14 protein-coding genes are annotated in these 14,888 nt (G+C 60.7%); 12 read left to right on the forward strand and 2 right to left on the reverse strand.

Annotation, left to right across the window (positions count from 1 at the left end; genetic code table 11):
- Window positions 1-628: 628 nt before the first annotated feature.
- Window positions 629-1,864, forward strand: a complete 1,236-nt coding sequence (locus METY_RS17290; RefSeq protein ID WP_103122633.1) for a tyrosine-type recombinase/integrase — start codon at window positions 629-631, stop codon at window positions 1,862-1,864.
- Between the two features lie 163 nt (window positions 1,865-2,027).
- Here METY_RS17290 and METY_RS17295 read toward each other — a convergent pair whose 3' ends face one another.
- On the reverse strand, window positions 2,028-3,041 hold the full coding sequence (locus METY_RS17295; RefSeq protein ID WP_103122634.1) for a pentapeptide repeat-containing protein: 1,014 nt from the start codon (window positions 3,039-3,041) through the stop codon (window positions 2,028-2,030).
- A gap of 878 nt (window positions 3,042-3,919) precedes the next feature.
- Between METY_RS17295 and METY_RS17300 the strand changes: the two genes are divergently transcribed.
- The 11 genes from METY_RS17300 to METY_RS17350 all read left to right on the forward strand — a co-directional run bounded on the left by METY_RS17300 (window position 3,920) and on the right by METY_RS17350 (window position 13,624).
- On the forward strand, window positions 3,920-4,594 hold the full coding sequence (locus METY_RS17300) for a hypothetical protein (RefSeq protein WP_103122635.1): 675 nt from the start codon (window positions 3,920-3,922) through the stop codon (window positions 4,592-4,594).
- A 186-nt stretch (window positions 4,595-4,780) separates the two neighbouring features.
- Window positions 4,781-4,999 carry an excisionase family DNA-binding protein gene (locus tag METY_RS21790; RefSeq protein WP_444849100.1) on the forward strand — a complete coding sequence of 73 codons (219 nt, stop codon included), beginning with the start codon at window positions 4,781-4,783 and terminating at the stop codon, window positions 4,997-4,999.
- A 324-nt stretch (window positions 5,000-5,323) separates the two neighbouring features.
- Window positions 5,324-6,814, forward strand: a complete 1,491-nt coding sequence (locus tag METY_RS17310) for a hypothetical protein (RefSeq protein WP_103122637.1) — start codon at window positions 5,324-5,326, stop codon at window positions 6,812-6,814.
- Window positions 6,815-7,655: 841 nt separating this feature from the next.
- Window positions 7,656-8,030 carry a hypothetical protein gene (locus tag METY_RS17315; RefSeq protein ID WP_103122638.1) on the forward strand — a complete coding sequence of 125 codons (375 nt, stop codon included), beginning with the start codon at window positions 7,656-7,658 and terminating at the stop codon, window positions 8,028-8,030.
- Window positions 8,030-8,575, forward strand: coding sequence for a hypothetical protein (locus METY_RS17320; protein ID WP_103122639.1), 546 nt, complete (start codon window positions 8,030-8,032; stop codon window positions 8,573-8,575). Before METY_RS17315 ends, METY_RS17320 begins: the two co-directional genes overlap by 1 nt.
- A gap of 521 nt (window positions 8,576-9,096) precedes the next feature.
- A complete protein-coding gene (locus METY_RS20915) occupies window positions 9,097-9,645 on the forward strand; it encodes a hypothetical protein (RefSeq protein WP_146035749.1) in 549 nt (182 codons plus the stop codon).
- Window positions 9,646-9,697: 52 nt separating this feature from the next.
- Window positions 9,698-10,258, forward strand: coding sequence for a hypothetical protein (locus tag METY_RS17330; protein ID WP_146035750.1), 561 nt, complete (start codon window positions 9,698-9,700; stop codon window positions 10,256-10,258).
- A complete protein-coding gene (locus tag METY_RS17335; RefSeq protein ID WP_146035751.1) occupies window positions 10,255-12,099 on the forward strand; it encodes a tape measure protein in 1,845 nt (614 codons plus the stop codon). The genes METY_RS17330 and METY_RS17335 overlap by 4 nt, the downstream gene beginning before the upstream one ends.
- A gap of 1 nt (window position 12,100) precedes the next feature.
- On the forward strand, window positions 12,101-12,514 hold the full coding sequence (locus METY_RS17340) for a hypothetical protein (RefSeq protein WP_103122643.1): 414 nt from the start codon (window positions 12,101-12,103) through the stop codon (window positions 12,512-12,514).
- A 238-nt stretch (window positions 12,515-12,752) separates the two neighbouring features.
- Complete coding sequence (locus tag METY_RS17345; protein WP_146035752.1) at window positions 12,753-13,085, forward strand: hypothetical protein; 333 nt, start codon at window positions 12,753-12,755, stop codon at window positions 13,083-13,085.
- Entirely contained in the window at window positions 13,082-13,624 is a 543-nt protein-coding gene (locus METY_RS17350; RefSeq protein ID WP_103122645.1) for a helix-turn-helix domain-containing protein, read from the forward strand. The genes METY_RS17345 and METY_RS17350 overlap by 4 nt, the downstream gene beginning before the upstream one ends.
- Window positions 13,625-13,689: 65 nt before the next feature.
- On the opposite strand, the gene METY_RS21310 is transcribed toward METY_RS17350, so the two are convergent.
- The gene (locus METY_RS21310; RefSeq protein ID WP_146035754.1) at window positions 13,690-14,325 is read right to left on the reverse strand and encodes a DUF6161 domain-containing protein; all 636 of its coding nucleotides are present in this window, start codon (window positions 14,323-14,325) and stop codon (window positions 13,690-13,692) included.
- Between the last annotated feature and the right edge of the window lie 563 nt (window positions 14,326-14,888).

Raw genomic sequence — 14,888 nt, forward strand, 5'->3', positions numbered from 1 at the left:
ATGGCGGGTTGCGCGGCGACGCTGGGATCGACCTCCGGCGGGCCGGGGTCTGGAAGCAAACTCAGGCGGCGCTTTGGCCGCCGAGCGGAAGACGGGCGAGCGTCCATCGCGGAGCACTCGCCTCGACAGGACGATGGGCCCGTCGAACACTCATGGGTGATCCAGTCGACGTCTGGAGGCGTTCACCCGTCGCCCATGAGCAGCGCCAGCTTCGCTGGCCTGGCAGGCCGCGAGCTGCTGCAAGGCTCGTACTTGACCTAAGCGTCTTCGGACAACCGGCCGCGGCGCAACCGGCGGCGCGACGGCGAGTCCCAGGCTTCGCGCGGCTCGCGCCGATGTGAAAGGGCTGTGTAGCCCCGGCCGGCGCCGCAACCGTGCCGCGTGCATAAGTTTTCTGCAGTCCTTGGGGAGTTTTTGGCGCACCCGAGAGGATTCGAACCTCTGACCTCTGCCTTCGGAGGGCAGCGCTTGGCACATTACTCCATGTTCGGCTCAGTTTCTGAGTCCTATGAAATCCCTCATCGATCAACGGATATCGCTTTCCCTTTGGTTTCTAAGGCGTCCACGACATTGACGCGGATTACCGCCATCTGCTTCCGTAGCGCTTCCGCGGAAGAAGGTTGGATCGATGGCGAAGCTGACGAAACGAGTGGTCGACAACGCCGAGCCGCGCGCGTCGGATTTCTTCATATGGTGCGATGAGCTTCCCGGTTTCGGCGTCCGCGTCTTCGCGTCGGGGCGGAAGGGCTATGTCGTGCAGTACCGCGCCGCCGGACGTACAAGGCGGATTGCGCTCGGGGCGCACGGCGTCATTACGGCGGAGGAAGCCCGGAAGCTCGCCCGTGGGCACCTAGGCGACGTCGCCAAGGGCGGCGATCCAGCCGAGGAGCGGGCCACGCGCCGCAGCTCAATAACAATGGCTGAGTTGTGCGACGACTACACCAGGGCATGCGGGAAGGGCATGATCCTCGGCAAGCGCGGGCTTCCGAAGAAGGCGAGCACGCTCGACACGGATCGAGGACGGATTGAGCGGCACATTAAGCCCCTGCTCGGTCGCAAGCTTGTGAAAGAGATCACCCGCGCCGACGTCGCGCGCTTCATTCACGACGTGATCGCCGGCAAGACGGCGACCGTCGAGAAAACCGGCCTCCGGGGTAAAGCCGTCGTTGAAGGAGGGAGGGGGGCAGCTACGAGGACGGCCGGCCTTTTGGGCGGTATCCTCAGCTACGCCGTGTCGGTTGGCGTTATCGAGATCAACCCTGCGACGGGCGTGCGTCGTCCGGCTGACGGCAAGCGCAGCCGAAGGCTGACGCCGGAAGAGCTGCGGGCATTGGGCAAGGCGCTCGACGCCGCTGAGGCGGAAGGCGAGGGCTGGCAGGCTATCGCCGGCACCCGGCTATTTGCCTTCACGGGTTGCCGGCTGCAGGAAATCGAACGGCTGAAGTGGTCGGAGGTGGACATAGCAGGCCAATGCCTGCGGCTCCACGACAGTAAGGAGGGCGCGTCGGTCCGCCCGCTCGGCCGACCGGCCATTCGCGTCCTAGAGGGCGTCAGGCGTGAGTCTGGTGCGATCTTCGTGCTGCCAGCCGCCCGAGGGGGCGAAGGTCCTTATGGCGGGCTACCAGGCGGCGTGAAGCGGCTTACGGAGCGCGCTGGCTTATCTGGCGTTACGTCCCACGTGATGCGCCATACGCTGGCGTCGATCGCTGGCGACCTTCAGTTCTCACGGCCGACGATCGCCGCGTTGCTTGGCCAAGCTGGCGGTACGGTCACCGATAAATACATCCACCACCTAGACGCCGTTCTTCTTGCGGCCGCTGACAAGGTGGCCGGCGAAGTACAGCGGCAGATGGCGGGCGTATAGGCAAGCTAAAGCCAAGCATGCGAGGCGGTCACGGAACTTCCCGCGCGTGTCCACCGCGCCTTCGAGATTGCGCATGTGTACGCCATGGCTTTAGCGAAACACCCGATCCATGAATCTTACCATGATGAGAATAGTTCATCTCTGGCGTTATATAATAAAAGATTTATACGAGCGTCGATTGATACTCGTTTTCTGGTATTTCCGGATCATCGACGAGTGTTTCGCCTTTTGGTCCTAAGCAATTGATGAACCGGGTATTTTCAAATTTGCATGAAACCACCGTCGAACCCCTGAAGTCACAATCTTCGAACTGCGCATCTCTAAATGTGCATCCCGAGAAGATGCAATTAAGAAAACGGCAGTCGTCGGCTTGGTCGCGCCCTCCAAAGATAGAGTCACTAAAAATAATACGGTCAAATGTCAGATCGCTAATTTCGTATGATCGTAAGTCTATTCCGGAAAGCTCGACGACAAATGAATCACTTTCCCCAGGGTTGGGAATACGGCGGCGGCCTAGAACCTGCAATGCCGTGTCACAATCTTGTGATGACGGTCGAGGAATTTGTAATACAGGTCTTTTCTTCATATGTTGTCTGCAAAATGCTGCGAGTGTCTCGGTTGCTGCTCGCGCATCTGCTTCGTTATCTCTAATTATTTTCTCTAAAGCAAATACTCCACCAATACGCGCCTCTAGATTTGGCTCATGTAATACTACCAGCGAGTCGTTTTCGTTATATTCTGAAACTTGGCGATATGATCCAAGTAACTCGACAGCCTTGGTAAACGCGGTTGCGCTTGAGACGTTGAAAGCAATTCTTGCCTGCTCAGCAGCGGTTTTGGCTTGGTCCGATGCAGCAATCGCTTGATTGAGGGATGCTTCGGCCTGCTTGAGGGCGGCATTTGCTTGAGTTTGTGCAACTATTGTGCGCCAAACAAGAAAAGGCGCTCCAAATAACGCAGCAACAGCAAGAATAAAATTCCTATTTGCCTCTCCATTGAAAGTGGTGGCTCCGAATATCGAGGAAAATCCCATCACCAATATCGTTACGATACACAAAAATGCAATTAATAGTATAAATAAGAAAATTGATGATCCGATAATGGATTTGGTATTAGGGCTCCATCTTTTGTATTCAATCCAGTCGAATCGAATAAATTCGCTAATGAATTCGCGCATTATTAGCGTTCCAATGGGCTATTTGGCATAGACGTATTTTACGATTTGCCGGTCCGCGTGCAAGCGGTAAAGCACGCGGGAGTTCCATCTGCGCAAAGCCTCACCTCTGCCCCGCCGCGATTTTCCGCGTAGAGACTGATCTCGCAGCTTCCAAAGCGGCACGGACTTTGTCAGCCCGCGTCGATGCGCGCTCCATAGAGCCGTGTACGCTCCTCGCCCGGACTTCCGACCGGCTGTCGACAACCCGGCGCTGACACCGCTCAGCAACGCATATAGGCCTGAAGCCTTCGAGATGACCTCAGGCCCGAACGGCGTTCAGTGCTGCACAAAACACGCAATACATCCGTAGTTGTCCTGAAACCGGCGTTGCCGGCATTTTTGCCGACCGGTAATTTCGCTCCAACGTTTTCAAATCTGAGGTGCGGAACGGTCATGGGCGAAGCGCCAAATTCAACCCCGGCAACGAGCGTCGGCGATTTTGTGGAAGCGGCAAGCCGTTATCAGCGGGCATCGACGCTTCCAGATGAAACGCCCCTGTCACCTTCGCAAGCTTCTCAATTCTGCGAGGCGATGGGTGTTCCCCTCGCTGTAAGCACCCTCGCCAAAATTAGATGTGTGTCGAGTAAGGGTCCAAAATATGAAAAGTACGGTCATCGTATATTGTATCGGGCTGGATCACTCCGCGCTTACATCGCAAGCTCGACCTCAGTCTGATCGCAAAAGACTGGAGAAGGGGCCGGTTCTGTCTTGGTGACATGACTCCGCTGAGTCGCATCCCAGCACAATTTGTAGGACACCATGCACGCGAATTCACTCGCGGGTAGCACTCCCGCGCGCCCAAATGAAGCGGACCGCAGCGCCCGTCGCGAACGGCCCCAATGACCGGGATTTGGCGCCTGCCGCCTGAGCATCCCCGCGAGCGGGTTTATGATCGTAGCCTCACTCCTTATGAGCTCGACGGCATTGCCCGCTCTTTTCAAGCGACGCGGTCGACGAATATCAAGATCGCAGATGGCTATTTGCGATGGTTCGAGAGCGGTGTCGTCATAGGCGTATTGCGCTGCCCGTATTGCGGGCGGCTGCATCAGCACGGGTTCGATCGCGCCACGTTCAGCCGTCTTTCCGACTGCCGCCTTGTGCCGCGGCAAGAGTATCAAATCCGCTGGCACGCACCGGGTGAAATCCCCTCCAGTATCGAGCAAGAGCTCCAGCTTCCACACGACTCGCTGATCGAAGACGGCTTTTGGTGTCGGCACCAAGCCGCATGGCTTCGGCAAAAGGCGCTCTCGGCTCTCACGAGCCGAGAGGTGCGCGTCCTTCGCGGCATCCTCGACCGCTACGTACGCTCTCCGGTGTTCCAGATGGCGTTGTGCGAGCGGCTCAACGACTTTCCATCGGCGGGCGAGCGTAAGGGGGCGCTGCGCGATCTAGTCGGCGAGGTCATGCGCCGCCACGCGCGGAAGCGTGGACCTGGCCGCACCGGGTGGGCGCGCCGTCTGGAGACCGCCGCGGATGCCCTGCACCACGCGGCCCAATATGGCTCGCTGTGGTGACGGGATCGCCGTCCCACAGAGCTCCGGAGTGAACTCCATCTTAGAATGCGGCTCTACGGCTGGTCATCCGATTATTCAGTATGCGCTTCATGTATATTTACGCAGATCAGAATAAAGATGGTTCGGCTTCCGGCGTTGGCACGTGCTGGCATCCATGCAGATACTCGCGAAACGGTGAGGTATCAAATGAATGTTGATCGTTTTCTGCGCCGCGAAGAAATTGCTCTTCGTCTGGGCACCTCCGCGCGAACCGTCGCGCGCCTCTTTGCGAACGGAGACCTCCCGGTCGTGCAGATCGGGCGGACGCGGTCAGTCCCCGAAAGCGCGGTGGACGCCTTCGCTCGGCGCAAAGCTGGCGAGGCGGTGAGCGCTGCCGCCGCGCGTCGCGCCGAGCGGGGCCGGTGAACTTCGCTAAAGAAAAACCGCCCGGCGGCGAACCGGGCGGTTGATCTCTTGTCATATCGAGCGGCTCACGACTTCCGTTCGACAACAACCCCTTCGGGCTGCGGCATCGGTCCGAACACTTTGGTGCCAACCCAAATGTCCGATGCGACGATAATTAGCGCGAATGCTCGCGGTGATCAAGATTCCAGGGGTGATAAGGTCGGAAAGCTCACTGCGTTTGATCGTCCCTCTGAGAACCATCTTGCAGACTTCGGCGCGCCACACTTCCGGTGCCTTGGAGTCGACGGTCCGACCTACTTCGCGCAGCCGCGGGAGGTGCCGGATATGGTATCCCTGTCCCCGGCCGCGTTGCGCCTGGCCTACTTTGTGCGGCTCGCGCCTCTGCAATGGTGGCAAATGGAGTTTCCGGCGAAGTCGGGGAAGGAGGGCGGCGTCGACTGGGCGGCTGCGACGAACGCTTTCACCAGGGCGTGTCTCCGTGCCGGTATATTTGATCCTGCGCGCGCCCTCGGCCGGGGCGCGACGACGGACGGTCAACACATCGTCTTCCATGCCGGCGACCGGCTGATTGTCGACGGCGTCGAAAAGCGGGGGCTCGATCTTCCCGGTAGCGCGCAATTGTACGTGCCTCGACCGCGCGTTGCGCTGGTCGAATGCCCTAAGGACCGTCACAACTTCGAAGACCTGGTCGCCGTTCTCGGCGGTTGGCGGTGGCGTAACGAGCATGCCGCGAAGCTGCTCGCTGGATGGATAGCTATGGCGATGATCGCCGGCGCCTTGGACCGGCGTCCTCACGTTTGGATCATAGGAGAACGCGGCTCGGGCAAGACGGCAGTCTTGAAGCTCATGGCGAAATTGCTCGGTCCATGTGCCATTTTCGTTGAGGGGGCAAGCACCGAGGCGGGCATCCGGCAGCTTCTCGATGGCGACTCATTTCCGGTTCTCGTTGATGAAAGCGAAGTGCGCGACGAGCGTTCCGCTGAACGTGTCGGGCGGATCGTGGAGCAAACCAGGTCAGCTTATTCATCGTCCGGTCAGGTCGCGAAGGGTTCGGTACACGGCCGCGCGCGCACGACGTCAGTGAAATCCGCCTTCGCCTTTGCCAGCATCTCGCCCGCCCTTACCGAGCCTGCGGACCGGTCGCGTTTCGTCGTGCTGCCGTTGCGTGAGGCTCCGCGCGGCAAGGCCGCTGCCGATTCACGCGAAGCCTGCGAGCGGCTGATCGATAGCGGGTTTGGACAAGCTTTGTTGTGGCGCTCAATCCGACTTGCGCGGGTCATGAGCTTTTCTGCTCGCACCTTCGCAGATGCTCTCGGCGAGGCGGGCCACGAGCCGCGCGTTGGCGACACTCTGGGCACGCTCGCAGCGGGATGGTGGAGCCTCGGCTCCGAACAGCGGGTGACGGCCAGGGAGGCCCGACAGGTGGTGAAGGCTTGGCTTGGCGCGATCGCGCACGGAGCCCAACCGCCGACCGACGCCGAACTTGCTCTGCAATACCTCCTGACGCGGCGCGTTCCGATTAGTAGCTCCGCCGAGACCACCATTTCGGAGGTCGCCGCGGGCATGGAGGGGCTTCCGTCCGGCGCAGAACGCGCTCTTGCGCTTCGTGGCTTCAAGATTGTCGACGAGCACGGGGGCCGGTGTCTGCTCGTCTCGACCTCCATGAGTGGAGTGGCCGAGCATTTCAGGGGCTCGGCATGGGCCTCGACCTGGCAAAGCGTTCTTCTCAGTGTGCCGAACGCTCAAAAACCTGACCGCACCGTCCGGTTCGCCAATCACAAGAGTCGCTTCATCTCCGTTCCGCTTGTGCCGTAGCCGTTCCGCGATTGTGCCGCTTATCTCACTAATTCCGCTCATAAATCCGCATCTGGAACGGGCGGAACGTGAATCATAGAACCCATTTCAAACCTGCCCCGATGTCTAACGACGAAGATCCTTGCTCGCGTCATGGGGCTATCAATCACGTTCCAACCGTTCCACTCACTATTCTTTCTAAAAAACATAACGGAGATAAAGAGTTAGGCGGAACAGAAAGCGGAACAGGATCGGAACAAGCGGAACAGGCGGATGTCCCTTCGGGGCTGCCGCTTGTCACGGACGAAGGACGGAAGGTGAAGTTGGAGCATCGTACCCTGCCGACGTCGGGCACTCTGCCACCCGCCGACGAACTAAGCGCTTTCCTCAGACGCGCCGCCGAGCACCTCGCGCCTGGCGCGGCCATAATCGCCGGTCGTGTGGTCGAGGCGCTCGCCTCCGGCGCATTTGCGGCTCCTCCGGCGGACCTGCCAATGCCGCCACGACGCGGCCGGCCTCCTGGGCAATCTCACAAGATCGCCGCGCGCGACGAGGCGCTGCGCCGCATCGCGGGCGCGTACTGTTCGCACCTCAAGAGCCCTCACGCGCGTGGCTTGGAACTAGCTGCCGTCGCTGATCGAGCTCGCCGCGCCAAGCGCGAACCGATGCCAGGAACGCCCGTGCACGGAATGTGGTGCCTGCTCCAAGAAGGACACAAAATTCCCAAGGCGAGAGAGCTTGCAAAGATCATAACTTGCGCCTCTCAACACGACTGATCTTCTACGGAAATTGTTCGCGTAGAATTATCGGGCATTGTTCCGCGAATTTGTCTCTGTCATGGTCCTCGTAGTGAGGAGAGGCCATGAACATCGATATCGAACGCCTTCGAAAGCTGATCTCTGATCGCAACGACATGAACGCTGCGGCCCGCCAGGCGTCCGAAACGCTTCGGCAGCGCCGTAACGAGCTGGCCGATGCCCGGCTTGAGCTTGAGCGCCACAACGCGGCGCGACACGCGATGAGATCGCGACCCCGCGATGATGTCATCGAGCGCACCGAGGACCGAGTGGAGAATGCCGTCCGTGCTGCGGTCCAGCGCGCCGCGCGCGCGGCCGACGACGTCAATCGGCTGAGCGAGCGGCGAGCTCACGTGAGTTCCATCGCTAACCGCGCGCTGGAATACGCCCGCAGCCTGCGAGTCGAATTACCCGCCGACCTCCAGGAGGAATCGATCTGATGGCCCGCCGACCTACTCATATCGAGGCCCGAGACCTCCGCGCCGACCTCGTGACAATCCGAAGCGAGATCGAAACCGAGCAGGCGAAGGTCGCGCAGATCGAGTCGGCGCCGGTTTCCCCAAACGAGGTCGAGGTCCGCGTTGATAGGCGGCTCGACGCAGCCGAGAGGGCCATTTCGGAGTTCGCGCGCTTCGAAAGCCTCGTCGGGCCGGTCGGCAATCCGATGGACGATCTTGGCCTTGCGTTCGCCGGCAAGCAAAACCCGCTTGCGACTGCCGTCATCTGGCTCGGGCGGCCCTCGGTCCGCTCCCGGCTGCTTGCGCTGGCGAACGCTGAATACGAGAGCCGGGGTAAGCCGATGAGCCTCGACGAGCGCGAGGCCGCGCTAGCGGCGACTGTGGCCCGCATGAACGAACTTAGTCGCCAGGAGGAAGCGCTTGCCCGTGAGCTTGAGCGCCAGGGCGGGCATGTGGAACGCCGTGCCTACGCTGATCCCCGGTGGCTTCTCGCCTTTGATGAGGACCTCGAGGAGGCCGTCTCGTGAAAGCGGGGTCGGAGATCAAGGCGGCCGTCGTGGCTGCACGGATGCGTGCTGCGTCGCTGGACGGGGGTGCAACAACCTGCCCAGACCCCCAACCCTGCGAAGGTCTCCGTTTGGCGCTCTGCGCTCAGCCGAACGAGCGCTGAGCCTGGCCGTGGCCGGCACACGAATGGAGCCCACGCGGCGGGCTCGCATGAACGGCGGGACGGCTAGCCGATCCCGACGCGACACCCGCTGCCAGCCTGCGCCCCGCGGGTTTGGCGGCGGGTGTCAAAGTATCTCAAGTAAATCGGGGGGGGCGCGAGATGCATCTCAGCCGGATGAATCCCGAGAAAATGAACGATATGGGTCCTCCGGTCGGGGTGGGGTACTGCGGGGAACGCGGCCGCGCATGGCTTTTCTAGCCGTAGCACGGCAAAAGTCAGCGAAACTCATAGTCCTCGGCGGGCGTCAGAAGCGAATACTCTAGAACGTTCAGAAATGAGCAATCCCAGTACGAAAAAATGCAACCTTAAGGCGATGTTATGTCTGCGGTTCTGACAAAGTCCGATTTCGCGAAACATCTCGATGTCGGTCGCGCTCGTGTTTCGCAACTCATCAAGCGGGGCATGCCGGTAACGCCGGACGGTCGCATCGACGTAGAAGCCGCCAACAGCTGGATACGAGCGAACGTGCGCCATCGCTTCGACGTTCGGCGGGCGAGCACATCCGGCGCCGGTCGCAACCCAATGCCGGCGGCTCCAGTTGGCGACCTCGCCGACGCGAAGCTCAATCTCATCCTCGCGCAAACGGCGCGAACCGCGGCGGAGGCCGAGCGGGCCGAAGTGGCTCTGGAGCTTGAGCGCGGCTCGGCCATCTCAAAGGAAGATGCCAAGCGCTTCGTTCGCGAGTGGAACACAAAGATCAAAATAGGACTCCTCAATTTCGCCAGCCGTCGGGGGCCAGGGCTCGCCGCCGAACTTGGCGTTAACGAGGTCGCGCTCGTCGTGGCGCTTGAGGTCGCGATGCGCGAGCACATGACGGAGATGGCCGACGAGCCGCTCCCGATGGATGCCGGCGAGCCGGTGCGGTGACCGGCGTTGCTCTCCTGCGTCGTGGGCGCACACTTCCGAAAAGGACGCCGACATGAGCCGTGCAAAAATGCGCCAGGCGGGACGCGACCTCTTTGGGATCGAACGCGGGGATATCGCCGCTTCCAGCGCGGAGGTTGCGCACCTTCCGGTTCATATGCAGCGAGATGCAGAGAAGGCCGCATTGAAGCGCCGGCGCCAGGCGCGGGCGGAGCAGGAACGCCTAGCGGTCGAAACCGCACGTGAGAAACGCGCCGAGACGGAGCGATGCCTCGCCATCAGCACAGCCGCTAAGGAGGCCGAAGCGCTTGGCGTTACGGTTGATGCCGCGGGCCTCATGACCAGCGGTATCTCTCTCCCCGCTGCGCTTGCCTCAATTGAGCGCATCATGAAGGTTGCGGGCATCGTCAAACTTGCGGCTAAGCAAGGGGTAAAGCTCGACCTCAACGATCAGTTGGCCAGACGAGTTTCGGCTCATGATCTGGGCCGGGAGGTCATGAGCGAACTCGCGGCGCGAGACGAAGCCGTTGGCGAAATTCGAACGACGTCTTCCGGGGCCGCCCAGTCGGCAGTCAATCGTGACAGATGGCGCGCGGCTCTCGGCGGCTCGCGATGAGCTCGACCGAAGCCAAAGTCGTTCTTTCGGTCGTCGACCGCATCACGGCCCCGATCGCCGCCATCCAGCGCCGCATCGACCGGCTTACGGCGCCCGTGCGCCGCATCGGCCAGGCCATCGGCGACCTCGGCCGCGCCGCCGGCGTCGACCGCCTGACGGGCTCGGTCGTCAACCTTGGTCGAAGGCTCGGCGACGTCGGATCGGTGGCGCGCGGCATCATCGCGCCGCTCGCCGCTGTCGGGGGCCTCGCGGCGGGGTTCGGCGCGCGGTCGCTCCTCACCACAAACATGGAGTTTGAGAAGTACGGCGCGATCCTCGAGACCATCCTCAAGTCGTCCACGAAGGCGAAGGACGCGATGGCGTGGGTCTCCGACTTCGCGGCCAAGACCCCGTACGAAACCGGCGAGGTGACGGACGGGTTCGTCAAGCTCACGTCCTACGGTTTTCAGCCGATGAGCGGGGCGCTCAGGTCCGCCGGCGAGGCCGCCGCGGCGATGGGCAAACCGCTCGAACAGGCCGTCGAGGCGCTCGCGGACGCCGTCACCGGCGAGAATGAACGTCTGAAGGGGTTCGGCATCACGGCGTCGACCGTGGGCAATAAGATCACGTACAACTGGAACGAGAACGGCAAGCAAATGACCGCCTACGCGAAGAAAAATTCGCGTGCGCAGATCGAAGCCGTGATCTCCGGCATTTGGAACCGTCAGTTCGCTGGTGCGATGGACAAACGGTCCAAGACGTTCGGTGGCATGATCGGTAATCTGAAGGATCAATGGGCGCGCTTCATGCTCACCATTGGCGAAGCGGGTTCGTTCGATCACGTCAAAAGCCGCCTCGGCGCTCTCCTCGACTACGTCAACGGCCTCGCTGCGTCTGGCCAGATCGCCGCCGTTGGCGCCCGGATTTCAGACAGCCTCGTCGCAGGCATGAAGACTGCCGAGGAATGGGTACGCGCGGTTGACTGGTCCGCGGCTTGGGAGGGTCTTGCGAGCGGGCTGCATGTGCTCGGCCAGGTCATCAGCTTCGCGGCCTGGCTCGCCGAACTCCTCGGTCCCACAGGCTCGGTCGTCGCAGGGCTCACGACGCTCGGCGCCATCACCTTCGGCCCCCTCATCGCGTCGCTCACGTCGCTTGCGGGCGCGATCGGAAGCGTCGCCGGCGCTGTCCTATTCACTCCGGCGGGCCTGGCGACGCTCATCATCGCCGGCGGCGTCATCGGGCTCATGGCGCGTAAGTCTGAGGCGCTCGCCAAAATCTGGGAGATGCTCCCGCCGAAGGTGCAAGGCGCGCTCGCGCCGCTCGGGAAGATCGCCGACTTTATCGATTGGCTCACGGACAAGCTCGCGCTCGGTATCGACAAGGTCGCCGGCCTCATCGACGGGCTCACGGACAAGCTCGCCGGCGGCATCGGGGCCGTCGCGACTGGCATCACGTCGCTTTTCTCGTGGGCCGGCACGGGGTCGGCCGAGAAGCCGGCCACGCCCGAAGAGGGCGCGTGGAGCCGCGCCGAGGCTGTGGCGAGGCCGTGGGGCGCGCGGGCGGACGTCCCGCACTACTCGCCGAGCGACGCCATGCGGGACAGGCGCCAGCCGCAGGAGAGTGCGGGGTGGGCGCCGCCCTCCGTCGCCCCGACCTACACGCCGCCGCCGCCGAGCGTGCAGGCTGTCGACGTGCCCCCGGTGGTGAACCAATCGAACAACGTCACCGTGGACGCGCAGGCGACCACCACAGTCGTGGTGAATTGGTCGCAGCTTGAGGCCGTCATGGGCCAGGTCCGCGGGTACCTCGCGGCGATCGAGGCGCGCCAGCGCGCCGAAGTGCAATCGAAGCTCGGGGACTGACGTGGAAGATGACAGCGACTGCCTCGCGACGGCCGTCGAGCGAGCGCTCGCCTTCAGTGGCGCTCCGGTCCTTTTGTTGGTCGACCCCGTCGTGATCGGGGTGACCCGCGTCGACCTGCCCGGCCTGACGGAAAGCGTCGCGCTTCAGATACGGGCGGCGATCCGCGCCGGTGGTCGCCGGTTTCGCGGACGGGTGGCGCTGAACGCCACGCGCGACGACGTGCTCACCGGGTTGGACGCGGGCAGGCCCTTCATCCTCATCGCCACGGGAAGCGTTTTCGAGTCGCGTGTCGGACAGGTCATTCTTGGGTTTGCGAACTTCACCGACGACGCCGACGAACGGAAGCTGCAGGAGCTTGAGCGCCTCACCTCGGCCCGCTATGGAGCCGGGCTCTACGCTGAGATCATGAACTAAGCGCTCTATGGTGTCGTCACTATAAGTATTTATTCCTCATCGTAATCGATAATCTATGAATATCGGCGACGTAGTGTAGTAGTCACAGCGTTTACAAAATGCAAATACGCATTGTTGGTTTGTCAACGTTTGACCAATGCATAATTCCATGCGCTGAATTGATCTCCGATATCGGAGACCAACAGATATGCAAGACGAGTTTGCCGCCAAATCTGCCGGCGGACACCCGGCGGACCCTATGGCCATGCTTCTCATGGAGCTCGTTCTATGGCGCGAAGTCGCGGACGACCCCGCTACGAGCGACGAAACGGTGGAAATCGCGCTTGAGCGGTTTTCCACGCTCTACAATCGGATTGCGCTGACCCGCGCGACGACGTCAGCAGGTGAGACGATGGCACGGGCGTTCGCTCACGAAGAGCGGGTGCTCGCTGAAGAGCATGGCGGTCGGCCGCATAGTGCGACGATGCGCGCCCTGCTGGCGCCCGCAGTAGGGGCGCGCGAAGTCCCGTCTTCCCTTCCATGCGTCGAGGTGGTCGACGCTGTGGCAGCAAGCCGCGGCATGCACCTATGAGCTCGATCCAGTACCTCACGACCTATGAGGTGGCGCGGGTCCTTCGGCGTTCGACGACCACCCTTGAGCGCTGGCGGACGAAGGGCACCGGCCCGCGCTACATCAAAATGGGCGGAACCGTCCTCTACGACCCCACTGACATCGAGGCGTTCGTCGACGAGGGCCGCCGACGCAAGACCCGAGGCGAGCCGGAGCCGGCCTCGCAACACAAGGCGGCCCCCGCGGCATCCCGGCGGCCTTTTGTGCCGGCCTCGACGCAGAGCGTCTCGCCTCGGTTGCTGGCGAAGACGCGCCCGTGGAATGTCGCCGAGCACCTCCGAACCCCCGCGCAGCGTGCCGCTTACCTCGAGGCAGTGTTTGAAGAGGGCGACGCCGGGCTGCTCGTCCAAGCTATCTGCGACGTGTCGCAAGCCTCGGACCCCGCGGGCATCAGGACGATTCCCCGGTTGCGAGTGAACTGCGGCGGTGTCGATCTAAGGGCGCTAGCCAGCACCCTAAAGACACTCGGCCTCCAGCTACGGATCAAACCGTCAGGCTGATCTCTGGCGAGAAATGCCCCAGGCTGCGCCAACATAGCTCGGAGCAGCCTTAACCGTGTCTCTCTCTACGGCCGCTTCAGTAACTCAACTACAGACGGAGGTGCGAGTTCGACGTCGGCTGGCTGCCCCGGCGCCGGGCGAAAGATCGCGTGAAGCGCCACAACGCGTTCATTTCCATCAATTGCGCCTTCTGCGATCAGTCCAAGATAGGTGTCTGCGACAGACTTCCGATATTGGGCGTCTTCTTCAAGATTCTGATTGCTTATGTATGAACGGCTGATGAGCCGGAGGACCCATGCAGCTAATAAAATTGGGCTAACGATTAGGATGGATGAAGAAAAGTTTGAGCTTTTAGATAGTTCCAATAACGAAGGCGGCGGAGATTGTAGTATAAGTATAATGGCAACTGAAAGGATTAAAGTGATTGCAAGGAATGCGATAAAGCTTCCGCGGGCGCGATTCCGATGTTGAACGATCTTGGATTCCCAGTGCGATAATGTAGGTAGCAGTCGCGCGCGCTCGTTATACGCTTCGGCCATCGCAGTTAATTTCTGATCAATTAACGCATTTGACTCGGAAATTGTGACATCAACCTTCTTATTCAAAGCATCCAATTTCGAATCAATTAGATGTTCAGTAGACTTGATTTGATGGGTAACGTCAGAGCGATAGCGGCCCGCGGCTTCTCTCGATTGTTCCACTTCGTCACTCAGTCGCCCGACTGCTAGGTCGAGTCTATCTATTAGATCGGCATGTGATTTATTATACGAAGTTTGGAATTCGTGAAATGTAGATATGACGTCCACAGACGAAATAAAAGCTTCCTGAGATGAATTGAGCTCAGAAGATAGTATTCTGTCGTCATTTCGAAAGAGTCTAATCTTATACGCGATAATTGCCGAGATCCAATAAGATAGCGGATTCAGGGATGGGCTATCTTCCGATGTTAACTCCCTCGTTACAAATGGAAGCGGCATTATTCCATTAGTTGAGTAATCCTGCCACTTTAGTGGAAGCAAAGATTCAATATAATCTCTAAACTCTCCATGTTTTATGAAATCAAGTAGAATAGACCAGCGATCTGATTGTTGTTTACAGAGCGCGAAAAGCTCCGTTGAGTCGGAGCGCCTTACACCTGATGGAAAATCTAAAGAGATTAATGACATGACTCGTTGAATTGCTTCAATGCTCGGTCTCCCATTAAGATTTGGAGTCATTGCTGCTAACCATTTTCTCATTGAAGGGGGTGGGCGTGATTCTGCTA

Source organism: Methylopila sp. Yamaguchi, assembly GCF_002897035.1.
Taxonomy (GTDB): domain Bacteria; phylum Pseudomonadota; class Alphaproteobacteria; order Rhizobiales; family Methylopilaceae; genus Methylopila.

Coding starts and splice junctions, on each gene's coding strand:
- METY_RS17290 (WP_103122633.1), top strand. CDS start 629: ATGGCGAAGCTGACGAAACGAGTGGTCGACAACGCCGAGCCGCGCGCG.
- METY_RS17295 (WP_103122634.1), bottom strand. CDS start 3,041: ATGCGCGAATTCATTAGCGAATTTATTCGATTCGACTGGATTGAATAC.
- METY_RS17300 (WP_103122635.1), top strand. CDS start 3,920: ATGACCGGGATTTGGCGCCTGCCGCCTGAGCATCCCCGCGAGCGGGTT.
- METY_RS21790 (WP_444849100.1), top strand. CDS start 4,781: ATGAATGTTGATCGTTTTCTGCGCCGCGAAGAAATTGCTCTTCGTCTG.
- METY_RS17310 (WP_103122637.1), top strand. CDS start 5,324: ATGGTATCCCTGTCCCCGGCCGCGTTGCGCCTGGCCTACTTTGTGCGG.
- METY_RS17315 (WP_103122638.1), top strand. CDS start 7,656: ATGAACATCGATATCGAACGCCTTCGAAAGCTGATCTCTGATCGCAAC.
- METY_RS17320 (WP_103122639.1), top strand. CDS start 8,030: ATGGCCCGCCGACCTACTCATATCGAGGCCCGAGACCTCCGCGCCGAC.
- METY_RS20915 (WP_146035749.1), top strand. CDS start 9,097: ATGTCTGCGGTTCTGACAAAGTCCGATTTCGCGAAACATCTCGATGTC.
- METY_RS17330 (WP_146035750.1), top strand. CDS start 9,698: ATGAGCCGTGCAAAAATGCGCCAGGCGGGACGCGACCTCTTTGGGATC.
- METY_RS17335 (WP_146035751.1), top strand. CDS start 10,255: ATGAGCTCGACCGAAGCCAAAGTCGTTCTTTCGGTCGTCGACCGCATC.
- METY_RS17345 (WP_146035752.1), top strand. CDS start 12,753: ATGGCCATGCTTCTCATGGAGCTCGTTCTATGGCGCGAAGTCGCGGAC.
- METY_RS17350 (WP_103122645.1), top strand. CDS start 13,082: ATGAGCTCGATCCAGTACCTCACGACCTATGAGGTGGCGCGGGTCCTT.